The 24661-nt window shown below is 48.8% G+C and carries 25 protein-coding genes; 13 read left to right on the forward strand and 12 right to left on the reverse strand.

The window, feature by feature from the left end; all coding sequences use genetic code 11:
• Positions 1 to 63: 63 nt before the first annotated feature.
• The 3 genes from J3P40_RS08565 to J3P40_RS08575 all read left to right on the forward strand — a co-directional run bounded on the left by J3P40_RS08565 (position 64) and on the right by J3P40_RS08575 (position 3383).
• The gene (locus J3P40_RS08565; protein WP_256004671.1) at positions 64 to 1692 is read left to right on the forward strand and encodes an acyl-CoA carboxylase subunit beta; all 1629 of its coding nucleotides are present in this window, start codon (positions 64 to 66) and stop codon (positions 1690 to 1692) included.
• A 102-nt stretch (positions 1693 to 1794) separates the two neighbouring features.
• Positions 1795 to 2763: a thioredoxin-disulfide reductase gene (gene trxB, locus J3P40_RS08570; protein WP_256004674.1), complete on the forward strand. Its 969-nt coding sequence runs from the start codon at positions 1795 to 1797 to the stop codon at positions 2761 to 2763.
• An 8-nt stretch (positions 2764 to 2771) separates the two neighbouring features.
• Positions 2772 to 3383, forward strand: a complete 612-nt coding sequence (locus tag J3P40_RS08575) for a hypothetical protein (protein ID WP_256004677.1) — start codon at positions 2772 to 2774, stop codon at positions 3381 to 3383.
• 10 nt (positions 3384 to 3393) lie between these two features.
• Here J3P40_RS08575 and J3P40_RS08580 read toward each other — a convergent pair whose 3' ends face one another.
• Together J3P40_RS08580 and J3P40_RS08585 are read right to left on the reverse strand one after the other, a co-directional pair.
• The gene (locus J3P40_RS08580) at positions 3394 to 4026 is read right to left on the reverse strand and encodes a response regulator transcription factor (protein ID WP_256004680.1); all 633 of its coding nucleotides are present in this window, start codon (positions 4024 to 4026) and stop codon (positions 3394 to 3396) included.
• Positions 4019 to 6937 carry a sensor histidine kinase gene (locus J3P40_RS08585; protein WP_256004683.1) on the reverse strand — a complete coding sequence of 973 codons (2919 nt, stop codon included), beginning with the start codon at positions 6935 to 6937 and terminating at the stop codon, positions 4019 to 4021. Before J3P40_RS08585 ends, J3P40_RS08580 begins: the two co-directional genes overlap by 8 nt.
• 106 nt (positions 6938 to 7043) lie before the next feature.
• Between J3P40_RS08585 and J3P40_RS08590 the strand changes: the two genes are divergently transcribed.
• Together J3P40_RS08590 and J3P40_RS08595 are read left to right on the forward strand one after the other, a co-directional pair.
• Positions 7044 to 7385, forward strand: coding sequence for a helix-turn-helix transcriptional regulator (locus tag J3P40_RS08590; protein WP_256004686.1), 342 nt, complete (start codon positions 7044 to 7046; stop codon positions 7383 to 7385).
• Between the two features lie 12 nt (positions 7386 to 7397).
• The gene (locus J3P40_RS08595) at positions 7398 to 7826 is read left to right on the forward strand and encodes a nuclear transport factor 2 family protein (RefSeq protein ID WP_256004690.1); all 429 of its coding nucleotides are present in this window, start codon (positions 7398 to 7400) and stop codon (positions 7824 to 7826) included.
• 117 nt (positions 7827 to 7943) lie between these two features.
• Here the strand turns inward: J3P40_RS08595 and J3P40_RS08600 are convergent, their stop codons facing one another.
• The gene (locus J3P40_RS08600) at positions 7944 to 8534 is read right to left on the reverse strand and encodes a hypothetical protein (protein WP_256004694.1); all 591 of its coding nucleotides are present in this window, start codon (positions 8532 to 8534) and stop codon (positions 7944 to 7946) included.
• Positions 8521 to 9018, reverse strand: a complete 498-nt coding sequence (locus tag J3P40_RS08605; protein WP_256004698.1) for an RNA polymerase sigma factor — start codon at positions 9016 to 9018, stop codon at positions 8521 to 8523. The genes J3P40_RS08600 and J3P40_RS08605 overlap by 14 nt, the downstream gene beginning before the upstream one ends.
• Before the next feature lie 132 nt (positions 9019 to 9150).
• On the opposite strand from J3P40_RS08605, the gene J3P40_RS08610 reads away from it, so the two are divergent.
• The 4 genes from J3P40_RS08610 (at position 9151) to rpmA (ending at position 11958) form a co-directional block, all read left to right on the forward strand.
• Complete coding sequence (locus J3P40_RS08610) at positions 9151 to 10578, forward strand: dicarboxylate/amino acid:cation symporter (RefSeq protein ID WP_256004702.1); 1428 nt, start codon at positions 9151 to 9153, stop codon at positions 10576 to 10578.
• A gap of 3 nt (positions 10579 to 10581) precedes the next feature.
• Positions 10582 to 11088: a hypothetical protein gene (locus J3P40_RS08615; protein WP_256004705.1), complete on the forward strand. Its 507-nt coding sequence runs from the start codon at positions 10582 to 10584 to the stop codon at positions 11086 to 11088.
• Between the two features lie 82 nt (positions 11089 to 11170).
• Positions 11171 to 11482, forward strand: coding sequence for a 50S ribosomal protein L21 (rplU, locus tag J3P40_RS08620; protein ID WP_008241463.1), 312 nt, complete (start codon positions 11171 to 11173; stop codon positions 11480 to 11482).
• A 56-nt stretch (positions 11483 to 11538) separates the two neighbouring features.
• Positions 11539 to 11958 carry a 50S ribosomal protein L27 gene (gene rpmA / locus J3P40_RS08625; protein ID WP_256004709.1) on the forward strand — a complete coding sequence of 140 codons (420 nt, stop codon included), beginning with the start codon at positions 11539 to 11541 and terminating at the stop codon, positions 11956 to 11958.
• An 82-nt stretch (positions 11959 to 12040) separates the two neighbouring features.
• Here rpmA and J3P40_RS08630 read toward each other — a convergent pair whose 3' ends face one another.
• The 3 genes from J3P40_RS08630 to J3P40_RS08640 form a co-directional block, all read right to left on the reverse strand.
• Positions 12041 to 13015, reverse strand: coding sequence for a polyprenyl synthetase family protein (locus tag J3P40_RS08630; RefSeq protein ID WP_256004711.1), 975 nt, complete (start codon positions 13013 to 13015; stop codon positions 12041 to 12043).
• A 4-nt stretch (positions 13016 to 13019) separates the two neighbouring features.
• Positions 13020 to 15152, reverse strand: a complete 2133-nt coding sequence (rnr, locus tag J3P40_RS08635) for a ribonuclease R (RefSeq protein WP_256004713.1) — start codon at positions 15150 to 15152, stop codon at positions 13020 to 13022.
• A gap of 81 nt (positions 15153 to 15233) precedes the next feature.
• A complete protein-coding gene (locus J3P40_RS08640; protein ID WP_256004716.1) occupies positions 15234 to 16859 on the reverse strand; it encodes an ABC transporter ATP-binding protein in 1626 nt (541 codons plus the stop codon).
• An 87-nt stretch (positions 16860 to 16946) separates the two neighbouring features.
• Here J3P40_RS08640 and J3P40_RS08645 point away from each other — a divergent pair, with 87 nt between their 5' ends.
• Positions 16947 to 18260 carry a nicotinamide mononucleotide adenylyltransferase gene (locus J3P40_RS08645; protein WP_256004719.1) on the forward strand — a complete coding sequence of 438 codons (1314 nt, stop codon included), beginning with the start codon at positions 16947 to 16949 and terminating at the stop codon, positions 18258 to 18260.
• 1 nt (position 18261) lies between these two features.
• Here the strand turns inward: J3P40_RS08645 and J3P40_RS08650 are convergent, their stop codons facing one another.
• Positions 18262 to 18753, reverse strand: a complete 492-nt coding sequence (locus tag J3P40_RS08650) for a YajQ family cyclic di-GMP-binding protein (RefSeq protein WP_256004721.1) — start codon at positions 18751 to 18753, stop codon at positions 18262 to 18264.
• Between the two features lie 60 nt (positions 18754 to 18813).
• On the opposite strand from J3P40_RS08650, the gene J3P40_RS08655 reads away from it, so the two are divergent.
• The 3 genes from J3P40_RS08655 (at position 18814) to J3P40_RS08665 (ending at position 22212) form a co-directional block, all read left to right on the forward strand.
• Positions 18814 to 19170 carry a hypothetical protein gene (locus J3P40_RS08655; protein ID WP_256004724.1) on the forward strand — a complete coding sequence of 119 codons (357 nt, stop codon included), beginning with the start codon at positions 18814 to 18816 and terminating at the stop codon, positions 19168 to 19170.
• Between the two features lie 91 nt (positions 19171 to 19261).
• Positions 19262 to 21319 carry a polyphosphate kinase 1 gene (gene ppk1 / locus J3P40_RS08660; RefSeq protein WP_256004726.1) on the forward strand — a complete coding sequence of 686 codons (2058 nt, stop codon included), beginning with the start codon at positions 19262 to 19264 and terminating at the stop codon, positions 21317 to 21319.
• Entirely contained in the window at positions 21319 to 22212 is an 894-nt protein-coding gene (locus J3P40_RS08665) for a Ppx/GppA phosphatase family protein (RefSeq protein ID WP_256004728.1), read from the forward strand. Before ppk1 ends, J3P40_RS08665 begins: the two co-directional genes overlap by 1 nt.
• On the opposite strand, the gene J3P40_RS08670 is transcribed toward J3P40_RS08665, so the two are convergent.
• From J3P40_RS08670 to J3P40_RS08685, 4 genes are read right to left on the reverse strand one after another with little or no spacing between them, the layout of a single operon-like run.
• Positions 22201 to 22668: a 4'-phosphopantetheinyl transferase family protein gene (locus tag J3P40_RS08670; protein WP_256004730.1), complete on the reverse strand. Its 468-nt coding sequence runs from the start codon at positions 22666 to 22668 to the stop codon at positions 22201 to 22203. The two genes, J3P40_RS08665 and J3P40_RS08670, sit on opposite strands and share 12 nt — an antisense overlap.
• The gene (locus J3P40_RS08675) at positions 22665 to 22916 is read right to left on the reverse strand and encodes an acyl carrier protein (RefSeq protein ID WP_256004732.1); all 252 of its coding nucleotides are present in this window, start codon (positions 22914 to 22916) and stop codon (positions 22665 to 22667) included. Before J3P40_RS08675 ends, J3P40_RS08670 begins: the two co-directional genes overlap by 4 nt.
• Before the next feature lie 16 nt (positions 22917 to 22932).
• Positions 22933 to 24201: a beta-ketoacyl-[acyl-carrier-protein] synthase family protein gene (locus J3P40_RS08680; RefSeq protein WP_256004734.1), complete on the reverse strand. Its 1269-nt coding sequence runs from the start codon at positions 24199 to 24201 to the stop codon at positions 22933 to 22935.
• Positions 24194 to 24658: a 3-hydroxyacyl-ACP dehydratase FabZ family protein gene (locus J3P40_RS08685; RefSeq protein ID WP_256004736.1), complete on the reverse strand. Its 465-nt coding sequence runs from the start codon at positions 24656 to 24658 to the stop codon at positions 24194 to 24196. The genes J3P40_RS08680 and J3P40_RS08685 overlap by 8 nt, the downstream gene beginning before the upstream one ends.
• Positions 24659 to 24661 lie beyond the last annotated feature (3 nt).

Below are 24661 nucleotides of genomic sequence, written 5' to 3' on the forward strand. Positions count from 1 at the left end.
TGATGAACCAAAGCCCGTTTCGGACTTTTGTTATGCTGAAAAATAGGTTTAACTTGGTCGCCCATGGATATAGCATTCAATAAAAACGAGGACGTAAACAAGCAGCTGGTCTACGACATGAAGACCCGCCTGAAGAAGATATATAAAGGTGGCGGCGAAAAAAGTGCGGCGAAGCAGAAGGAGAAGGGGAAGCTGCTGGCGCGGGAGCGTATAGCCTACCTGATCGATAAAGACAGCAACTTTCTGGAGGTCGGTGCATTTGCGGCCGAGGGTATGTATGCCGAGCAGGGCGGCTGTGCTTCTGCGGGGGTGATCTGCGGCATCGGTTATGTTGCCGGTCGGCAATGCATGATCGTGGCCAATGATGCCACGGTAAAGGCTGGCGCATGGTTCCCTATGACAGCCAAGAAGAACCTGCGTGCGCAGGAAATTGCTATGGAAAACAGGTTGCCGGTCATTTATCTGGTCGACAGTGCCGGCGTGTACCTGCCTATGCAGGACGAGATATTCCCGGATAAGGAGCATTTCGGCCGGATGTTCAGGAACAATGCGATCATGTCTTCAGAGGGTATCGTGCAGATCGCGGCCATCATGGGTTCCTGCGTGGCCGGGGGCGCTTATCTGCCCATCATGAGCGATGAGGCGATGATCGTTGACGGTACTGGCTCCGTCTTCTTAGCCGGTTCTTATCTGGTCAAATCGGCTATAGGCGAGGAGGTCGACAATGAGACGCTCGGCGGCGCCACCACGCATTGCGAGATTTCGGGGGTGACCGATTATAAGCATCCTAATGACCAAGCCTGTCTGGACAGTATCCGGAATATCATCAGTAAAATGGGCGCACCGGAGTCGGCGGGTTTTGACCGTATCAAACCGGCTTTACCTAAGCTAGAGCAGGAGGAAATTTATGGTGTTCTTCCGGAAAACCGGGAAAAGCCTTATGATATGCTCGATATTATACATCGTCTGGTAGATGGTTCTGACTTTGAGGAGTATAAGAAGTTATACGGACAAAGCATTATATGCGGACTAGGCCGTATAGACGGTTGGGCAGTGGGTATTGTGGCCAATCAGCGTAAGGTGGTGAAGTCAAAAAAGGGTGAGATGCAGTTTGGCGGGGTGATCTATTCCGACAGTGCGGATAAGGCTACGCGCTTTATTATGAACTGCAACCAAAAGAAGATTCCGCTGGTGTTTCTGCAGGATGTGACGGGTTTTATGGTGGGTAGCCGCTCTGAGCATGGGGGTATTATTAAAGACGGTGCTAAAATGGTTAACGCGGTATCAAACTCCGTGGTGCCTAAGTTTACCATAGTGGTAGGCAACTCATACGGTGCGGGCAATTATGCGATGTGCGGGAAGGCTTACGATCCGCGACTTATTTATGCCTGGCCTACAGCGAAAATTGCGGTAATGGGCGGAGCACAGGCTGCAAAGGTATTACTACAGATACAGGAGGCTTCATTGAAGGCTAAGGGGGAGACCATTACGCCTGAAAAGGAGGCTGAACTGCTTAAAGAAATCACCGATCGGTACGACGGGCAGACCACGCCATACTATGCTGCGGCGAGGTTGTGGGTCGACGGCGTTATTGATCCGCTGGAGACCCGCAAGGTCATTTCCATGGGTATAGAGGCAGCAAATCAATCGCCCATAAAAAAGCCGTTTAACGTAGGGGTTATCCAGACCTGACTTCTCGCCATATACATTTATCACCTTTGCGTAATTGTTACAGGGTGGCGTTTGTTCGATACGCGGATTAAGTGTAATTTTGTATCATAATAGAAATCTAAAATGATGTCACAGCAAGAAACAGAGCACGTTCAGTGTTTGATCATAGGTTCAGGTCCGGCAGGTTATACTGCAGCAATTTATGCTGCGCGCGCTGATCTAAAGCCGGTTATGTATACAGGTATGCAGCCTGGAGGTCAGCTTACTTCTACCACTGAAGTAGAGAATTTTCCAGGGTATCCCGAGGGCATTACAGGTCCGGAAATGATGGACGATTTTCGCAAGCAGGCCGAGCGTTTTGGTACAGACATCCGCTTTGGTTATGTGAGTTCGGTCGACTTCTCGTCGCTGCCGCATAAAGTGGTCATCGATGAGATCAAAACGATCACCGCAGACACTGTGATCATTTCGACTGGTGCTACGGCTAAATGGCTTGGTTTGCCAAGCGAGCAGCAGTACAACGGCTTTGGTGTTTCGGCCTGTGCGGTGTGCGACGGATTTTTCTTTAAGGGGCAGGATGTGGCGATAGTAGGCGCCGGAGATACGGCTGCTGAAGAGGCGACTTACCTGGCTAAGCTTTGCCGCAAGGTGTATATGCTGGTGCGTCGCGATGAATTCAGGGCTTCGAAGGCTATGATTCACCGCGTAATGAACACACCTAATATTGAAGTGCTGTACAATACCGAAACCAAAGAGATTTTGGGTAACGGTAAAAATGTAACTGCTGTCCGTGTACACAACAATCAGACCGGTATTGAGTCGGATATTCCTGTAGAAGGATTCTTCGTGGCGATTGGTCACCAACCCAATACAGACATCTTTAAAGGCTGGCTGGATATGGATGAGACCGGATATCTGAAAACGGTACCGGGAACTACCAAAACCAATGTCGAAGGCGTATTTGCCTGTGGTGATGTTCAGGATCACTACTATCGTCAGGCGGTTACTGCTGCCGGATCGGGTTGTATGGCTGCACTTGATGCAGAGCGTTATCTGGCGGCTAAAGAAGATGAAGTGAAAGTGCTTATATAGTTCACTTTATGAAGTTTTTAACTATACATATATGCTTATTTGCCGGCTTACTGACGCTGGCATCTTGCGGCGACAGCAATACGGAACAGGTTCAGGACAGCAAGGTTGCCGAGGAAAAGGCACCTGAACCGAAGTCGGTATTTCCTTTTTATAAGGACATCGAGATCAGACCGGGATTAAATTTCGAGGTGGTGAGCTGGGGTAAGGGGGCCGACAGTGTGGGTGGTTTTCTCATACTGATGTCGGACACCCTCAAAAACCGCTACCGCTCTTTTTCTGATGAGCGCGAAACAGTAATCACTGATGCCTGGAACCTTGATCTGGATACCGACGGCGATCCGGAGATTTACGTTCAGGTACGCGGCGATCATAATGTGGCCGACCTCAACGTCTATGAATACAGCAATGGAAGTTTTAATAAGATCAGGTTTCCGGGCTTAAGCAGCAGTCTAAAAAAGCAGCATGCCGGAAATGATCGCTTTATGATAAAGGCTGGCGATTTGTTCAGGACATTCTCTGTAAAAAATCCAGACGATACCACGGGCAAAGCTGCCGGTACCAAAACCATGCAGTACAGGTTGCGGGGCAACACTTTTTCTACCGCTGAGGTAGAGCAGTAAGTGCCGCAGCTCAGATCAGTTTGTTTTTCCGGGCAACGGTGATGGCGTCTGCTCTGGAATTGACATCCAGCTTAAGGTAAATGTTTTTGATGTGGGTTTTCACTGTCTCTATATCAATAAAGAGCTCAGCAGAAATCTGCGAGCGGTCTTTACCCCGGGCTATCAGATCAATAATCTGGGTTTCCCGTTTGGTAAGTGGTGAATTCTGGTTCTTTTGCAGCGATAGGATCACGGTTTTTGATACATCCGGACTCATAGGACCGCCGCCCTGAAGCACATCTTTAATGGCCTCTATGATTTTGGCCGACGGAGTATTTTTCGTGAAATAGCCTGAAGCGCCATTTGCCAGGGCATCCAAAATGCTTTTTTCTGTATCGTATACCGTCAGCATAATCACGAAGGTATGCGGCAGAAGTTTCTTAAGTGCAGGCAGGGCTTCTATCCCGCTGGTCCCGGGCAATTGTATGTCGAGAATAATTACATCGGGCGCATCTTTTACGATCTTGGCCTTAGCGCTGTCGAATGAGGGATAGGCGTTGACAACCGTGTAGGGCGAATTGTGATTGATGAGATAAGTATATCCTTCGCGGATGGTCTCATCATCTTCAATAATTACAATCCTGGCTGTGCTGTCTTTATACATTTTTCAAACGGCTTAACTTAGTGAAAGGGATGCTGAGGCAGGTTTTGGTCCCTTCGCTACCCGAGCTAATGTGCAGTCTGGCTTCGATACGTTTGGCGCGTACATACATGTTGTTGATGCCGTGACCTTCTTTGGCGAGTTCCAGATTAAAGCCTGGTCCGTCGTTTTCCAGCATGATCTTCAGCGTGTCCTGTTCTACCACCGCGGTAAAGACCACTTCGGAGGCCTTAGCATGCTTAAGAATATTGTTGATAGATTCTTTCAGGATCATCATCAGGTTGCGGCTTACAGGGAGCGACAACTTTTCATCGCGCTTATCAAGGTTTATCGCTGAGCTGAAATTTACCGGTGTATCGTTGAACATTTCCTGACCAAATTCGCTGATACGGTTAAGGAGCTGACTAAGGTCGTCGTTTTTGGGGTTGAGCGACCATAATATATCCCGTGTACCAAGGTACAATTCATCTACATTTTTACGGATTTTGGCAATTACGGTTCTTTTTTCGGTGTCTTCTGGCGCTATCATACTGCATAAAACTTCTGATAGGACGTTGATACGCGTCAGTTTGTTACCAAGGTCGTCATGAAAGTCTTCCGCGGTCTGTTTCCTCACCTTAAACTGCTCTTCCAGTTTAATCTTAAGCCGCAATTTTCTACGACGTTCGTTCAACTGTATGATTACATAAACTGCCCCCACGATCAGCCCCAGGATAAGCAGTATGATCAGTGCTTTAAACGAGCCCGTCTGGTAATAGGGTGTTTCTATCACAAAGCTGAAGCTTGCCGTATTTGACGCCAGTTCCCCGTCTTTCGTGATGGCTTTTACCTCAAAGGTATATTCGCCGGGCGGCAGGGCGCTGAAGGTAATGGTGCTGTTGTTGGTTGGCTGACTGAATTTGGCGTCTGAGCCGACAAGTCTATACTGGTAGCTCAGGGCGTCCGGATTCCGAAGATAGATGCCCGTATAGCTGATGTTGATGTGGTTGTGGTTGAAGGGCAGACGAAAGCCACTTCTTCTATGATTGGCTTTGTAGGCAGCCTTTTGGACGCCAGCGGGGCCGCCCTGCTCGTAATTCGGGATCACCACCACGGAGTCGACCGACACATGGGGCGGTACCTGAGATGTACTTACCGGATCAATGCGGTACACCACCGCGCCTTTTGTCGTCCCGATCCAGATGTGATCAGCCGTTTGCAGGATGGCATTCTGGTTGCATTCTACCATAGGCCCGGAACCGGGATGGTCTCTGAGTACTTCGAAAGCTCCGTTCAAGCGCGCTATGCCCTTGCCTGTACCTACCCAAATCACGTTTCTGCGGTCTTTCAGGATGCTGTAAATATGGTCCGAAAGAAAGCCGCTCTTGGTGTTGATCATCTTCAAGGCATTTGTTTTCGTGTTCCAGATGATGAGTCCATAGTCAGCCGTTCCAAAGATCACATGGTCGCCGTCGCGCAGCATGCACAACACAGAGGCGCTTTGCAGCAGGCCCAACTTTAGCGGCTTAACTTTTTGTCCGTCCGTTACTAAAAATGCTCCGTCCTGTGTTCCGGCGATAACGGAGTCCTTACCCAGTTCGAGTAAGCTGCCGCCAAACTGCTCAATAATGCGCTTGATTTTACCTGTTTTAGCGTCAAGCTTAAGGCATCCGTAGTTGGTAGACAGCCAGATGGTACCGGAAGAATCTTCCATGATAGCATTATATGCAAGGCCCGGGCCTTGTTTGTCGACCCGCCGCAGACCAGATTTGTTACGAACCCACAGGCCTCCTCCCGGCGTGCCTATCCAGATGTTGCCCTTGCTGTCGGTAAACAAGAAGTTGATGCGCTGCGATTCGGCCGGACCGGGCATCAGGATGGGTTTAATCTGCCGCCCTCTTTTGTATTCAAAGATGCCCGTCGGCGTGCCTAGCCAAACCGTACCCGCTTCTGGTCCGTTGCAAAGCGACATAATGATACGGTTGCTCAAGCCCTGGGTTTCATCGAAAGTCACATAGCCATTGTCGGTATACTTGAACAGACCTGAGCCATCGGTGCCAAACCAAATGTTGTTTTCAGCGTCTTTAAAAACGTCGTTCACCATATTGCTGGTGAAGCCGTTCGACGAGTTGAAATGTATGCTGCGCCCACCGGAGATGTAGTATGCCCCGTTCGGCGCACCAATCCAGATGGCGCCCTTATCGTCCTGAGCCATAGACATGCCGCGTATGCTGGTATTCGGATGTGCCTTCAGTGGCACCAGGGGTTCGGAGATATAAAGCCTGTCGCCCGTCAGGATCCATAACTTACCGGTCACGAAGCGGTCGGGCAGCAGATCGGTCACGATCAGGTCCTTTACCAGCTCCCTGCCCAGCACAGATTGCCATTTTCCGGCCTCGAACTTGAAAATGCCCTCCTGGTATATGCTGGCCCAGAGCGTGCCGTTATGGTCGGCGCGGATCCTTGTGACCGATTCCGAAGGCGATCCGGAAATATTGATCAGGCTGTCTTTGTCGCCCCTGAGCACATAGACCTGCTTGTTCCTGATGGCGTAAACGTTGCCTGTGCGGTCGGCCGCCAGTCTGCTTGTCCAGCCCCTGATCGTTTTGAAGTCGTAAATGCGATTACCGCTTAAGCGGTTTATCCCACGGGCAGTTCCGATATAAATGTTGCCGTCCGCACCGGCAGTCAACGAAAGGGTAAAGTTACTGTTCAGGCCATTGGTCCGGCCGTAGTTTGCAAAGTGTCTGCCGTCGAAAGAGCTGATGCCGCCGAAGGTCGAAACCCAGAGCCGGCGCTGCTTGTCCTGAATGATTGAGGTAATCTGCGACTGCGTAAGTCCGTCTTCGATATCGAATTGCTGGAAGTTATACCGTTGTGCAAACAGTTCGGTGCACAGCAGCAGCACAGTAAAAAGGACCAGTATTCTCTTCATCGTTGTGCAAATATACCGCTTTAGGGTGATGCAAATATACCCCTTCAGGGGGGAGCATAAAATATTCAACACGCTGTAAATTTGCATAGTACAAAAATGAAAGCGTATGGAAAAGACATATTTTGACTCCGAGATTCAGCGGCGGCTGGATCTGGCAAGGGATTTCATGGCCAGGAACTACCACCGTAACATCGGCCTGAAGGATATTGCCATAGCGTCCTGCCTGTCCGTGAACCATTTGCTCCGAAACTTTAAACGCGCATACCATACTTCGCCCTATCAGTATCTGCGAAGCCTGCGGCTTCAGCATGCCAAGTATTATTTGAAGCATAGCGACTACACTGTTGGGCAGATCGTTGATGTGGTAGGCTTTGAATGTCCCAGCTCATTTATCAGGCTGTTCCGTTCATCTTTCAACATTACACCGGGACAGTATCGTGCAAATTAAATAACCCTCTATATGAAAAGAAGAATTTTGATGTATACTATGATGCTGGGCATCGTGTATACTGCCGCGGTTGCCGGCCCCGAAAAACCTGTAAAAAACGTAAACGAAAGCTGCAGCACCGTAATAGAGGCCTTCGTATCGGCCTATACCAATGGTGATGCCGATCTGTTCAAACGTGTCCTTCACGATGATGCTGTGATGAGCGTGAACAGAAAGGACCAGACCATCAAGCACACCAGAAATGCGCTGATTTCTTTTTATAAGAAAACCGGGGGTATGAAGCTCAACTGTGAAGCCTCACACGAGGTGATCTCCGATAATGGCTGCATGATGATGGTCCGGGTCGATTTCAAATATCCTGAATTTGTTCAGCAGAACTATCTAACCATCGAAAAAGCCAAGAGTGGCAAATGGACTGTCACTCAGATTAATCGCATATAGCGATCTTTTAATGGTGATTTTCACCTATGTAAATTGCGTTTAATTAATATATATTTGAAGCAGGAAACTCAAAGTAAGTTTGGATAAATTTAGATTTGGGTTAGTTAATAATTAAAGTCATTCGGTTTCACCGGGTGACTTTTTTATTAGGTCCATAAGCTGATCCAGTCGTTCTTTCTCCCTGTTAAGATAAGCCTTGCGCAGGATGGTGGCGCTGAGTGAAACCCAGAGTACGATAAAGCCGATGATCAGGGCTTGCCAAAGGATGCTGAAGTGGTTTAGCATATCGTAGGCGTACAGTCCGAATCCGAGGCAGAGTCCGACCAGGTAAACCCAGTAAAGTTTATTGTACAGGGTAAATTTGTTGAGCTGGTATGCTTTAAGGGAAGCCAGGAAGCTCGCCGGGTCTGCCGTAAAATCAGTCCGGGATATGATGCGGTAATCAAGATACAAGATGAAGGTGTATACACCGGTAAGCATGGCGATAATGGCCAGTCCGGCCTGGGTTGTCCAGGAATCGAAGCTGAAAAACAGGAAGAGTGACAGGAATGCAGCAAAGGAGACAAGCATGCCGATTATATTAAGCAGCGAACGGGTCTTTATTGCCGAAACTTCCTTTTTTGCCTGCGCAAGCATCTCATCAGACGAAATGTTTGTTTCAACAGAATGTGATTGCCAAAGCGACTGTATGTGATCAAATTCTTGCATGCTGATTGTATAATTCTGTTAGCTTTTGTTTTATCCGGTGAATCTTAACACGCAGGTTGCCTTCACTGATCCCGGAAATCTCAGCGATCTCGGCATATGGCAGCTCGTCGAGCACCATGGTAATAATAAATCGGTCGTTCTCTTCCAGTTTGGCTATCGACTGATACAGCAAGGCGATCTGTTCGTTTTTTTCTGAATGCTCCTCAGCGCGCGTTTCTATGATGTTATCTGTCAGTTCGTCCTTCGCCTGCCTTTTCTCCGACCTCAGGTAGGTTAGGCAGGTGTTAACCGCTATCCGGTATATCCAGGTGGAGATCTGCGATTTGTTTCTGAACTTCTCGAGGTTTTGCCACACTTTTAGGAAGGTTTCCTGTAGAAGATCATTGGCCGCATCTTTATCGCCCGTGTAGCCATAGCACAAATGGAAGATCTTTTTTGAGTTTGTGTCAAAAATCTGTTTAAATAAGTGGTCTTTGCTCTCCATTAATGCTACTCTGCAGTTGTTTGATGCGCGGATATTTTAATTGTTACAAACCTGCTGGTGAGCAAAATTAATAAATGTTTGTTCCCTTACCGCAATTAATTACTTTTGTTCGTGCTAAAAAATGGCTCATTTATGAAACGAGGTCGCGCCGGACTAATTACCTTCCTTTTTGTTACCATAGCAGTTATCCTTGGTGTACTTAAGGAATTTAATGTCGTGTACGTGCCCGAAAATGTGATGATGGCGACCAGGTGGATACTCGGACTGGAACTGCTGTTCTTTGCCTTTCTGAAGAAGAACCTGACCACCTGGATCCTGGTGTGTATGGTGCTTGGCGTTTTTGTGGGCATAGACTATCCCAGTGTAGCCATCGCGCTTCAGCCATTGAGCAAGGGCTTTATTAAGCTTGTAAAGACCATCGTGGGCCCAATTCTTTTTGCGACACTGGTATATGGCATAGCGGGGCATTCTGATCTTAAACAGGTTGGCCGCATGGCCTGGAAGTCTATGCTTTATTTCTATTGCGCCACGACCATCGCGCTGTTCATCGGACTTGCGGCCATCAACATCTCCCAGGCGGGGGTAGGGGTGCAAGTCGAAAACATGCCGCACAATGAGCTGCCCAAACCGGTAAAAGATGCCGGCGATGAGAGTATGCTTCAAAGCCTTCCGTCGAATGTGCACTGGCTATATAAAACGCTCGCATTTTTCCGGAATATATTTCCGGAGAATATCGCTAAGTCCATCTATGATGCACAGATCCTGCAGATCGTGATCTTCTCGGTCATCTTCGGTATAGGACTGGCCATGGTGGATGAAAAAAAACGCAAGCCGATGGTGGACTTCTGTGAGAGCCTTTCGGAGACCATGTTCAAGTTTACCAATGTAATCATGTACTTTGCGCCGATAGGCGTGGGCGCGGCCATGGCCTATACTGTAGGGCATATGGGCGTCGATATTCTGATGCACCTGTTCATGCTTGTCGCTACACTCTACGTGGCACTCCTGGCCTTCCTTCTGCTGGTACTTCTGCCAATCGCGCTTTACCTCAGAATTCCCGTGATCAAATTTATTAATGCTATAAAGGAACCTGTTTCCATAGCCTTTGCCACCACAAGTTCTGATGCGGCATTGCCAAAGGCCATGAATGCTATGGAGAAGTTTGGCGTACCGCGTAAAATCGTCTCTTTTGTAATACCCACCGGATATAGTTTCAACCTCGATGGCACCACGCTGTATCTCTCGCTGGCATCGATATTTGTAGCCCAGGCTGCCGGAATGCATTTGTCGTTCGGCGAGCAACTGCTGATTGTATTTACGCTGATGATTACGAGCAAGGGTGTTGCCGCTATTCCAAGGGCTTCGCTGATTATCCTGATTGCTACGGCCGACCAGTTCGGATTGCCTACTTTCATTATTGCAGCAATTCTGGGAATCGACGAACTGATGGATATGGGGCGTACGTCTTTAAACGTAATCGGCAACTGTCTGGCTACGGTGGTCATCGCGAAGTGGGAAGGGGAATACAATCCGGATGCAGAGGTGAATAACGAGGTTTAGCATATGAGTTCAAGAGCAAAGAAGATTTTTATACTGTTCACAATAGTCGTTCCTTTTCTGATCTATTGTGTGATCTATTACACGCCGATGCTGCGGAACGCGCCATTCAAGTCGGCCGAGTTTGAATCAATCGAATACAAATGGGGAGTAGGGGATAAGCTGGAAAATTCCTATAATTCTGCTACCGGGGAATATATCTACGTGAACGTAAGGGATTCTGTGGTTAGAACCAACGTGAAGTTGCGGCAGAATGATATTATCTATCTGCACAATAAGGCAAATGAACTGGGTTTGTGGAATTTTCCTGAGGTGATCGCCAATACCGGTGCCGATCTGAAGTCGCCGCGTGTACTGCGTCACGAAATCAGGTTTAACTACAAAAGAAAAAGCAAACAGGTGACGTTTATGGCCGACTATAACGAGATCCCTAAACTGCGTGATGTGGCCGGACAAATGATCAAGTTGGTTAGGCAAAGCATCAGCGATGCAGAGATACGATATAATAAATAAGTTCGTGTTGTGCTTTTAGAAAATTAAATCTATATTTGCACCTCGTTAAAAAGAAACAATTTAAAATACAAATTATTTAACAATGTACGCAATAGTAAATATAGCAGGGCAGCAATTCAAAGTTGCAAAAGACCAGCACCTTTTTGTACACCGCTTACAAGGAGATGAGGGCGCTAGTATTGAATTTGACAATGTATTGTTGGTTGAAGATGGTGGTAAAATCTCTGTAGGAGCTCCTGCTTTGAAAGGTGCGACTGTTTCAGCTAAGATCGTGTCTCATTTAAAAGGTGATAAAGTAATCGTTTTCAAAAAGAAACGCAGAAAAGGTTACAAAAAGAAAAACGGACACCGTCAGTATTTCACCAAAATCCAGATCTCTGGTATCAGTTTATAAGAATTGTTAACACAAGATTATCGGCTTTAGCAGGTAATTATAAAACATAAATCAACATGGCACATAAAAAAGGAGCCGGTAGTTCGAAGAACGGACGTGAATCGCATAGCAAGCGTTTAGGTATCAAGGTTTTTGGTGGTCAGGAAGCTATCGCTGGAAACATCTTAGTGCGTCAGCGCGGTACAAAGCATCATCCAGATAAAGGCGTAGGTATTGGTAAAGACCATACTTTGTTTGCCCTGGTTGACGGAACAGTAGTTTTCAAAAAGAAAAAAGACAACAAATCATACGTTTCTGTATTGCCAACTGCAGTAGTTAAAGAGGTCGTTGAAAAGAATGCTCCGGCTAAGCAATCAGCGAAGGCTGCCGCTCCGGTTGCTGAAGCTGCACCAGCGAAAAAAGCGCCTGCAAAAAAGGCTCCTAAAGCTGAAACAGCTGCCGAGTCTACAGAAACTGAAGCTGCACCAGCAGAATAAGTATAAAGATCCAAAGAAAGAGGGATTCGTTTTAACGGATCCCTTTTTTTTGCGCTCTGCTTTTCGTTTCGAAATATCGATCTTAGCTTTCCCGGAACATGAGCTGGTTAGCCAGCATTGTTAGCGGTTCCTTATTGGAATTGTCTACACTAATCTTTTCCAGCGCGGCAAAGGCATCATCCAGATACTTTTTCATGATAGCCGTAGCTTCTTCCCTGATGTTGTAGGTGTTATACAAGGCGGTAACCTTGTTTACTTTATCACCGTCATGCTTTAAGCCGTCTAGTTGGTTCAGGTCGTCTGCTGAGGCGAGTTCCTGCAGTTTTAAACGCATATACGTCTTCTTGTCCGACAAAATATCCCCGCCAACCTGCTTGCCGAATTTCTCGGGATCGCCGTACACATCCAGGATATCGTCCTGGAGCTGAAAAGCAATGCCCAGGGATTCGCCAAACTGATAAATAAGATCGGCCTCCTCCTTACAGGCATGCGCTACGATGGCCCCTAATTTCATCGCTCCGCCAACAAGTACAGCCGTTTTAAGTCTGATCATATTCAAGTATTCGGCGATACTCACATCATCGCGGCTTTCAAATTCCATATCCAGTTGCTGACCTTCGCATACACCCTGTGCGGTTGCGTTAAAGGTGTCCAGCGCGGCTTTAAGCACGTCTGCGTGCACCTCCGTGATATGCTTATTTGCTTCTACCATCATCACGTCGCCGCTCAGGATGGCTGTATTGGTGCCCCATTTTTTGTGCACAGTTTGCTTGCCTCTTCTCAGCGGAGCATTGTCCATGATGTCGTCGTGGATCAGGGTAAAATTATGGAATGTCTCAATGGCCATCGCGGCTGGCAGGGCAGCCTTTACCGTTCCGTTAAACAACTCTGAGGCCATGAGGAGCATAATGGGCCTCAAACGTTTGCCGCCAAGCTCCATGATATAGCTTATCGGTTCGTACAGCGAGGCGGGCTGTGAAGGATATTTTGTTTCTTTTATTGCTTGTTCAATGTGTATAAGTAACTCCGCAGGGGAGTGTAAACTATCTTGTCTCAAGGATCTAATCTTGTATTAATGAAAAGTCTATTTGTCGTTTCGCCAAATCTACCTTTTTAACTTTAACTTTCACCTCATCGCCCAGCTGATATTTTTTCTTTTTACGCTGGCCAACGATGCAATAATTCTTCTCATCCAGTACGTAGAAGTCGTCTGCAATATCACGCAGCCGCACCATCCCTTCACACTTGTTCTCCACAATTTCCACGTACATGCCCCATTCCGTAACGCCCGAAATAATGCCTGCGTAGATATTCCCGATGTTTTCCTCCAGATATTCCGCCTGCTTGTATTTGATCGACGCACGTTCAGCATCGGCTGCTCTTTTCTCCATAGCAGAGGAATGCGAAGCTGCAGTTTCGTACTCTTCCATATTAGCCGATTTCCCGTCGTTTAAATAGTCGGCCAGTAGTCGATGTACCATGACGTCCGGATAACGCCTTATAGGGGATGTAAAATGCGTGTAATAATCGAAGGCCAATCCGTAATGACTGCTCTTCTTGGTGGTGTAGATCGCTTTGGCCATCGAACGTATAGCCAGATGGGTCAGCACATTCTGCTCCTTCTTGCCTTCCACATCCTCCATCATGAAGTTCAGCGACTTGGCGATCTCCTTATCCGATTTCATATTGATCTTGTAACCGAAGCGGGATGCAAAGGCTGCAAAATTGCCCAGGTTTTCAAGGTTAGGTGCATCGTGCGAGCGGTATACGAAGGTATATTTCTTTTTCCCCTTGCCCTTTTTAGCTATAAATTCGGCCACACGTTTGTTGGCCAGCAGCATAAAATCTTCGATCAGCTTATGCGCATCCTTACGTTCCTTTACATACACGCCAATAGGCTTGCCCGTGTCGTCGAGCTTAAACTTTACCTCTGTACTTTCAAAACTGATTGCGCCGTTCTTAAATTTGCGGTCGCGCAGCACATAGGCAAGCTCATTCAGTTTAAGCAGCTCCTCAGAAAACTCGCCCGACTTATTTTCGATGATCTCCTGTGCCTCTTCGTAACTAAAGCGCCGGTTGGAGTGGATGGCTGTGCGACCAAACCATTCGTTGATGATGTTCGCCTGATCATCGAGTTCGAATACCGCTGCAAAGCATAGCTTATCCTCGTTGGGGCGCAGCGAACAAACGCCGTTACTTAGCCGCTCAGGAAGCATCGGGATCACTCGGTCTACCAGGTAAACCGACGTTGCCCGGGCATACGCCTCTTTGTCGAGCGCACTCTTGGGCTTCACGTAGTACGAAACGTCAGCGATGTGTACACCAATCTCATAATGCCCATTGTCCAGTTTTTTAAAGGAAATAGCATCATCAAAATCCTTAGCATCGGCAGGGTCGATCGTGAAGGTTACCGTATCCCGGAAGTCCTTTCGGCCTTCCAGATCGGCAGGCGACACCTCTTCAGGTATGGCGTTGGCTTCCTTTTCCACCTCTGGTGGGAATTCCAGCGGAAAACCATACTGCGCGAGGATGGCGTTCATTTCTGTATTGTTCTCACCCTGGTCACCCAGAATGGTAGTTACCCGCCCAATAGGGTTTTTAGCGCTCTCAGGCCACTCTGTAATGGTCACTTGCACTTTTTGCCCGTTCCTGGCACCGTTCAGGTCGGCCAGGGGCACAAAAATATCGTGGAGCATCTTCCTGTCGTCAGCGTTTACAAAAGCAAACCGCTCCGATATCCGGATCACGCCGATAAAGTCGAGTCGTGAGCGCTCAAGAATCTCGACAACTTCCCCTTCATTCTTGCGCCCGCTCTTTTTGGCGTAGATATACACCTTTACCTTGTCGCCATGCAAGGCCGTATGAAGCTTACGGGCTGAGACAAAAATATCCTTTTCAAACTCATCATCGGGAATCACGAAAGCAGAGCCATCAGTAGTCATATCTATAGTGCCGGTCACGAAGGTTTTGAGGTCTTTCAATTTGAATTTGCCCTTTTGAGGTTCAAGAAATACACCCTTTTTGGTCTGTTCCCTAAGTACCTCAAGTATGGTTTCCCTTGCAGCCGGATCTGTGATGTTCAGTTTGGCCGATACTTGCTTATAATTAAGTGGCTCCTTATTGTTTTTCTCCAGCACGTCACTGATTAACTGTGTTAATACCAGTTCCAGCTGGGACGATTTTCTCTTTGCCATAGTTTACATGTGAATTTTTCAAAGTTTAAAAACAATGAATGTTTTCGAAGGTAACAATTTCAACCGATACTTTGTTGGTTTTTAGAACGCATCTTTGCCCGGAATAGCCTGAATAAGGCCTCTTGTGTACTCGGTCTTGGGGTCTGTGAAGATCTGCTCCGGAAAGCCGATCTCCTCAATTCTCCCAGCTTTCATCACCACAATGCGGTCGGAGATCTGCCTTATTACCGCAAGATCATGAGAGATGAACAGATAGGTCAGGCCCATTTCCGCCTGCAGCTCCTTCAGCAGGTCTAACACCTGGGCCTGCACCGATACATCGAGGGCTGAAACCGATTCATCGCAGATGATAAACTTTGGCTGCACGGCGAGCGCACGGGCAATCACGATACGCTGGCGCTGTCCGCCGGAGAACTCGTGCGGATAACGGTCGAAGTGTGTGGCATGAAGTCCTACGCGTTCCAGCAGGGACAAGATATATGCTCTGCGCGCTTTGCGGTTTCCTATCAGGCCGTGAACCTCAAGGGGTTCGGTGAGTGCCCGGCCCACGGTTAGGTTCGGGTTGAGGGAGGAGTAGGGATCCTGGAAGATGATCTGCATATCGCGGCGCATTTGCCGCATTTGCCTGCCGCGAAACCGCCTGATGTCTTCACCCCCAAACAGGATACTGCCAGATTTAGGCTCTATCAGCCTGAGGATACTTCTTCCCAGTGTGGTCTTGCCCGATCCGGACTCGCCCACAAGCCCCAGCGTTTCGCCCGGGTAGATGTCGAGGCTCAGGTCATTTACCGCCTTAACGCAGGCTGCGGGGCCCGACCAACCCTGTCCGCTGGCATGCCAGGTATTCAGCGCTTTAATCTCGAGGAGAGGAGTCTGCCGATATAAGTCATGGCGCCTCGCGGCAGTTTCTGCCTTTATGTCGATCTTTGCGGAAGGCCGGTTCGCAATAAGGTGTTTCGTATAAGGATGCTGCGGATCGGCAAACAATTCCCTCGCCGCCCGCTGCTCAACGATGCTGCCCCGGTACATCACCGCCACTTCATCGGCCACTTCACTTACCACCGCCAGGTCGTGCGAGATGAAAATCATGGCCATATTTCGCTGCTTTTTCAGTTGCGCAAGCAGTTCCAGAATAGCCTTTTGCACGGTCACGTCGAGCGCTGTGGTCGGCTCATCGGCAATCAGAAGTTCCGGGTTGCAGCTCAGCGCCATGGCAATCATCACCCGCTGTTTTTGCCCGCCCGACAACTGGTGCGGGTAGCTGCTGAATATCCGCTCAGGCTGGGGGAGTTGTACCTCGGCAAACAAGGCCAGGGTTTTCTCTTTCGCTGCCTGTATGCCCAGTTTCTGATGAAGGGTTATGACTTCCTGCACCTGGTGTCCGCAGGTAAACACCGGGTTCAGCGCCGTCATTGGCTCCTGGAAGATCATGGCGATCCTGTTGCCCCTGATGTTGCGTATGCTATCCGCAGGCATATCCAGAAGCGACTGGTTATCGAACTGCAGGCTGCCGCCTATGATCGTTTTACCAGGGTCAAGCAGTTGCAGGATAGAGAAAGCAGTAACCGACTTCCCGGAGCCAGACTCGCCAACGATACCTAGCGTCTGGCCGCGTCCGACCTTAAAGTCAATCCCGTTTACCGCGATGAGGTGGGTGTCATCTTCGGTATTGCGGAATACGATGCTGAGGTTGTCGGCTATAAGCATTATTAAGACCGTATCTTGATAAGACAAATCTATGCTCAAGGTAGTTATTTTCTCGTCTAAACCAGCTACTTTCTTTAATTTTGCAGGATGGAAAGAGAAATTCTTGACACCAGACGCAAGGCGCTGAACATTAACCTGAATCCGAAGATATACGGAACTTTTGCAGAGATAGGGGCCGGACAGGAAGTAGCCCGTAATTTTTTTACAGCCGGGGCTGCATCAGGCACGGTGGCTAAGACCATGTCGGCCTACGACATGACCTTCAGTGACGCTATCTACGGGGTAGAAGAGTCAGGTCGCTACGTCAGCCAGTCACGCCTGCAGAAAATGCTTAATCATGAGTATGGACTGCTGAACGAGCGTCTGAACACAGCCAAGTACGACGATCGCACCTTCTTTGCCTTCGCCAATACAGTAACCACATTAAATTACAATAAATCCAACGACCCCCACGGGTGGATAGGATTGAAGTTTCAGCTTGAGCCGCAGGGCGATCCTAATGAGATCATTTTCCATGTCAGACTGCTGGATACTGATGCTGCGCTTCAGCAAAACGTGCTGGGTATCATTGGTGTTAATCTCGTGTATGCTGCTTTCAAGTACAACCATGATCCCAAAACCATGATCGAGTCGCTGGCCGACAACCTCACGGTTGGTTCTGTTGAGATCGACCTGATTTCCGTAAGTGGTCCTTCGTTCAGGAACATCAACAATATCCTGCTCAACCTGTACCTGATCGTTAAAGATTTTTCAGATGCGGCGATATTTGATGCTACCGGTCGCCCCCGCCTGCCGAAAGATCTCCTTTACAAGAAAGACATCATGATTTTGAGGACGAAGTATGCACAGAAATCAAAGCCCAATTTCAGCATGCTTAATAAGGCGGTCGACCAGTTTGTACGCACCGAAAACGTGCAGGAGGAAAACCTCAGCGTGCTCATCGAAGTACTGATGTCTAACGTACTCTCAGCTAATGATGCTGTAACAGATGAAATGGACCTTGAAGCAGTGGCCCAAAGGGCGGAGGAGATGTGCAGTACCGGCAATAAGGTGATCGTGTCTAACTTTACGCGTCACAATAAGCTGGCGAAGTACCTCGACCGCTGCCGCCCGAAAAGCGTGGGTATTTCCACCAACATCAACAACCTGAAGTTTGTATTCAACTCTACCAATTTTGGCGAGAATTACACCAGTCAGCTGCTCAGCTACGTGAGCGATATGTTCAACAAAAATGTAAAGCTTTTCGCATATCCTTTCCTCGACAATAAGACCAAAGAAGTGATCACCACAGCCAATATGCCGGTTACCGCCGATGCCAGGCCGCTGTTCGACTTTCTGATCATCAACGGTTATATCACCGATATTGAAGATTACAGCGAGGGTGACGTAAAAACCGTATAGCTTAGCTTCTCATATTGATGTACTGAAGCGGCTGACCGAAATCTTCCTTTCTGCATAACGCAATTACGGCCTGCAGGTCGTCAATGTTCTTTCCCTGCACACGTACCTGGTCTTCCATAATGGAGGCCTGTACCTTCAGTTTGCTGTCCTTAATGCGCGCTACGATCTTCTTGGCCGTTTCCTTATCAATGCCTTCCTTCACCTTGATCTCCTTGCGGATCATATTCCCGGAGGCATACTGCTCCTTGCCGAAATCCAGGCTTGCGGAATCCAGGTTCTGCTTAATCATTTTGGAAATAATAGCATCCTGTATGGCTTTGAGGCGCATATCATCTTCGGTCACCACCGTAATCACGTTTGTTTTTTTATCGTGGTCTATCGTGCTTTTAGACGTGCTGAAGTCATAACGGTTCAGGATCTCTTTTTTGGCATTGTTTATGGCGTTATCAAAAGTTTGTGCGTCTACTTTGCTGACAATATCGAAACTAGGCATAATTCTGGCTTACTGGTGAAAAATTTATATTTTAGATCAAAATCAATAATATTCTTGAGTATGAAAACAAGCAAGCCAAAGGTGCAAAAAAAAGATGCAAAAAAAGATGCAAAAAAAGCGGAGCGTAAGCAATTGGAGAAAAGTGTGATCGGCAGGTTCAGCGAAGTGGTCACAAGTATGGGGCATGACGCAGCGCAGTTTACGAAGGAATTAGAGATCGCAGGGAAGTTTATCGCCAAAAAGCTTTCCAAAAAGGCCAAGCAGGATAAGGAAGCGAAGGTGGCGCCCCAACCCGTGGTACAGAGTGTTAAGGTTGAACCTATAGCTACAGCTGAAAAAGCCGCCGAAGCACTTAAGCCTAAACCTAAAGCGCCGGCCAGGAAGCCCGCAACGCGCGCGCCCCGCACAAAAAAGTAAGGCTCTATCGCCTGCCTAAGAATTAACAATTAATTAACATAATAATTTGCAGCTTTGGCCTTAGCGCCGCGCGCGCTGTCCGCAAGCATTTATGACGAAAAAAAAGGCACCGTTTTTAAACAGGGAAATCAGTTGGCTGTATTTCAACGAGCGGGTATTGCAGGAAGCCGCAGATGAGACTGTGCCGCTCATTGAGCGGATCAAGTTCCTGTCTATTTTCTCGTCAAACCTGGAAGAATTTTACCGGGTTCGCGTAGCCACCATGAGCCGCCTGGCCAATCTCAACGATAAGTCTAAAGCCTTGCTCGGATTCAATCCGAAAAAGGTGCTCAACGAGATCAAGAACATTGTGGTAAAGCAGGAGCGGCATTTTGAGCAGCTTTTCCAAGCTACGCTGATCAACGAACTGGCGCAGAACAGGATCTTCATTGTCAATGAAACGCAGCTTAACGTGGCACGTGGGGAGTTTGTGCGCAACCATTTCAGAGACCGCATCCTGTCTACTTTGGTGCCTATCATGCTCGATCAAGATAAACCTTTTCCCGAGCTGAAAGACAGGTTTCTGTATTTCTTTGTGCGCCTGTCCAGGCAGTCATCCAAAAAGGCGCCTCGCTATGCACTTATTGAATTTCCGCCCGATCTTCCCCGGTTCCTCGTGCTGCCCGAAACAAACGGACTCAAGTTTATTATCCTGGTCGAAGACATCATCAAGTATTGTCTGGACGACATCTTTTATGTCTTCAATTACGACATTATCGAAGCCTATTCCATACAACTCACCCGCGATGCGGAGCTTGATATCGACAAAAGCATAAGCGACAAATTCATTGAGGAACTAAAGTCGAGCCTCGACAAACGCAAGAAAGGCAAGCCCATGCGTTTGCTCTACGATACCGACATGCCTTTTGATATGCTAAATGTATTGGTAGCCAAACTAAAAATAGAAGCCGAGAGTTTGATCCCCGGTAACCGATACCATCGTTTTGGCGATTTTATCGCCTTTCCAAATGTGGGCTCTGCAGAACTGAATTACCCACCCACGCCGGCGCTTAAAGTGAGCGGGCTGCGGCGTACCGAAAGTATCATCAATAAGCTGAAAGCGCGCGACTACGTCATTCACCTGCCTTATCAGTCGTACGACTATATCATCCTGTTCCTGAGGGAGGCGGCCATTGACCCTAAGGTCACGGAGATCAACATTACCCTTTACCGCCTGGCCGAGAATTCGAAAGTAATCAATGCGCTCATCAACGCGGCTAAGAATGGGAAGAAAGTGAACTGTCTTGTAGAGCTGAAAGCACGGTTTGACGAGCAGGCCAATATTTTCTGGAGCGGCCGCTTACAAGAGGAGGGTGTTAACGTACATTACGGACTTACCGACTATAAGGTGCATTCCAAGATCTGTCTGGTTAAGCGCATGGAGAAAGGAAGGCCGGTCTATTACGCTAATCTCGCTACGGGCAACTTTAACGAAAAGACCGCGAAGCTGTATTGCGACCATAGTCTCTTTACCTGCCGAAGGGAAATTACCGCCGATCTGATCAAGCTCTTTGCCGCCCTGAATGAGGGCAGGGTAACCAAGGGTTTTAAGCACCTTATCGTTTCCCCGCTCGAGTCGCGCAGCAAAATATATGGACTTATAGACCGGGAGATCAAGGTGGCGAAGCTGGGCAAGCCGGCTTATATGATCCTGAAAGTGAACAGTCTGGCCGACGAAGGTATTGTCCAGAAACTATACGACGCCAGCAATGCAGGCGTTAAGATCCGCTTGATTGTACGGGGCATATGCACGCTGGTCCCGGGCGTGGCGGGCTACAGCGAAAACATCACCGTCATCAGCATTATCGATAAGTTCCTGGAGCATGCCCGGGTATTCATTTTCGGGAATAACGGGAAGGAAGAAATGTTTCTTTCTTCAGCCGATCTGATGAGCAGGAACTTTGAACACCGCGTGGAAGTGGGCTTCCCGGTGCTCGATGAGGAGGTGCAGCAGGAAATCCGTGATATCATCGAGTTCCAGTTGCAGGACAATGTGAAGGCGCGCGACATTAACCGTCTCAACAATAATAAATACCATAAGAACCGTCTCAATCGTAAAGTGAGAGCCCAGGTTCAGACCTATAATTACCTGAAAAATAAACACCACTGATGCTAAGATATGCTGCCGTAGACATCGGCTCTAATGCCGTGCGCCTGCTGATTGCCGATATAACGCCTGGGGAGACAGGCTACCGCTACAAGAAAAACACCCTGATCCGTGTGCCGCTTAGACTCGGCGATGATGCCTTTCTCGACAAGCGGATCTCTGACCGCAAAGCGGAAGACCTGGTGAAGACCATGACTGCTTTTAAGCACCTGATGGACGTGTACCAGGTGAGCCACTACCTGGCCTGTGCCACTTCAGCGATGCGCGAATCGTTGAACGGCGAGGAGGTAGTGAAGAGGGTACGGGAGCATGCAGGCCTGGAACTGGAGATCATTGGCGGGCAGCGTGAAGCGAATATCATTTATGCCAATCACATCGAAGAAAACCTCGATGCCAGCAAAAACTACCTGTACATCGACGTAGGCGGCGGAAGCACAGAACTTTCGGTGTTTGTGAACAAGGAACTGGTCGCAGCCCGTTCGTTTGATATCGGTACCATCCGTATTCTGGACAATCAGGACAAGCGTGAAACCTGGGATGTCATGAAAGACTGGGTGCGCGAGCATACACGCAACCTTAAAAACCTCGCGGGGATTGGTACCGGGGGCAATATCAACAAGCTTTTCCGCATGTCGGGCGAGAAAGAGGGCGCACCACTGTCGTTCATCAAACTCAACGGCGTGTATAACTTTTTAAACAGTCATTCCCTGAAAGAACGCATCGGCGTTTTAGGGCTCAATCCCGACCGTGCAGACGTGATTATTCCCGCCGCGGAGATCTATCTGACGCTGATGAAATGGACTTCTGTAAAACAGATCTATGTGCCCCGTGTGGGATTGGCCGATGGTATGATCAATCTCCTGATTGAAGAAAACCTGGGCCGCTTACAGGCTTAGATCGGCCAGGGCCAGGTATCTGCCATGGTGGCTCACCGATCCGCTCAGCGAGTAAGCATAATTGCTGTGCGGGGGTGATATAATGCTGTGGACTTTTGCGAGATCATCTTTGTGTTCACAGGCTATGGTATAGACGTAGCCTGGATTGACAATACTGCTTGTATAATATTGATTTTGCTCGTATGTGACTTGTCCCGCGGCGCTTTGCTCTGTTAGGGTCAGGTGGCGGCAGACCAACTTCCGCGGAGCAAAACTTCGCAGGTTCCGGCGTCTCGACATGATCTTGTAAGCCGATTCCTTCATGCTCCAGAGCAGCCATACCATCTGGTCGGGCAGGGCGGCCGACTGGATCATAGCTTGTTCTTCGGGCGTGAAGAGCTTTTCCAGGTAGCCTGGTCTGCGCCAGTTGCTTTCCTTTTCGGCCTTCCGGAGGTCTACAATATCGTTTCCGATCATTGGTTCAGCTGTTCTTTGATGATCGTAATTGCCGCGCCGATGGTCAGCATCCGCTCCATTGCCGCATTGTCGATCACAATGCCAAAGGCTTCCTCCACATCCAGAACAATATCCACCAGGTTCGCCGAATTGATCTTCAGGTCCCGGATGAAATCGGTGTCTTCGTTGATGTCCTGCAGCAGCGCCTTGTCCTCCACGTAGGTATCCAAAATCGGTTTCAGTCGAGAAATAATACTTTGATTGTCCATCTTATTCGGTTAGGTTTCAATACTTTTTAAACAGGATACAGGCATTTACATCACCAAAGCCGAAGCTGGCTTTAGCTGCTATCTGAAGCTCGCGTTTGAGCATGCGCTGCGGAATACGATCTGGTGCTATCAACGCCGCAATATCGGGGTGCAGGTCTTCGCAGTTCAGGTTGGCAAATACAAAGTCTTGATTGAGCTGCAAAACCGTAGCGATGCTTTCAATACTTCCTGCGGCACTTAAGCAATGCCCGGTGTGCGATTTCAGGGAATTTATGAAAGGGAAATCGGCGGCTTTCAGGTTCAGGGCGGCCGACCAGTTCGCGAGCTCTACCGGGTCTTTAGTGGTGGCTGTGAGGTGCCCGTTGATGAGGTCTATCTCTTCAGCTTCAACACCCGACTGTTCCAGCGCCATGCGGATGCATCGCTGCACGGCTGCAGAATTAGGCGCCGTCATGCTTCCGCCACCGCGTTGTCCGCCAGAATTGATATGTCCACCCAGCACCTCTGCGTATATCCTTGCGCCTCTTTCAAGGGCCGCGTCTAGCGATTCGAGCACCAAAGCGCCCGCGCCGCAGGCGGGTACAAAGCCGCTTGCCGTTGCGCTCATAGGCCGGGACCCACGCCGCGGTTCGTCGTTGTGCTTATAGGTGCAGACTTTCATTGCGTCAAATCCGGCCCATATATACGGTCCCCCATCACTTGTGCTTCCGCACAGCATTCTTATCGCCCCGCCAGATTTAATGCGCTCATAAGCGCTTAAAATGCTTTCGCTTCCTGTGGTGCATGCAGCAGAGTTGCTGCTCACCTGGTTACCAAGTCCGAGTTTGCCACCGAGGGTGGCGCTCACGCCGCTAGCCATGGTCTGCGACACCACCGTGCTGCCGAGTCGACGTAACTGCCCCTCATCAATCTTATAGATCGCCTCGCGGAACTTCTCCACCCCGGAGTTTCCGGCGCCAAAGATTACGCCGCTGTCCCAGTCCGGCTCCTCCGCGCCAAGTATTTTAAGCCCAGCATCCTGCCAGGCATCCATTCCGGCGATGGTGCCATATAAGATTCCTGTGCTGTTCAATTGCTTCAGTTCCAGCTCCGTGAAGTACTTTGCTTTCATTTGGTCCGGAACCTCCGGCTTGCCGGCAATCTGGCAGGAAAAGCCCAGTCGCTCCAGTTCAGGATCATGATGTATACCGGAAATGCCCTGCATGAGCGCCGTACTGAAGGCCTGCAAGCCCACAGCGTTTGGCGCCACCACGCCCATTCCCGTTATCACTACCCGTTTAGCCATTCATGCGTTTGGTTACCATTCCGGCTATCGTACCCTTGCAAACCACCTCGCCCGAGGCGTTGAGCATTTGTACGCTGCAGTTCAGCTTTTTAAAACGGAAGTACACCTTTTCCGCATGCACCGTCACCTTCTCGCCCGGAAAAACAGGCTTAAGGAAGTCGATCGCTGTGCTGGTCAGCATCACATGTCCGGCCATAGTCTCGTCCTCATCTTCGGTTGCGCCACTGCCTGCCGAAAGATATATACCGAGGCAAACGAGACCAATCTGCGCCATCGTTTCGGTAAGGATAACGCCTGGGGTAACCGGATTATCTTTAAAATGCCCCTTATAGAAATCGAGCGAAGGGTCGAACGTATACGTGCCGCTCACCTTGTTCTCATCAATCTCCAGAATCTCGTCTACAAACAGAAACGGCCTGGAGTAGGGTAGCTGCGCTAAAATAGTGTCTTTATTCATGCT

It is taken from the genome of Pedobacter deserti, from assembly GCF_024436415.1.
GTDB lineage: Bacteria > Bacteroidota > Bacteroidia > Sphingobacteriales > Sphingobacteriaceae > Pedobacter > Pedobacter faecalis.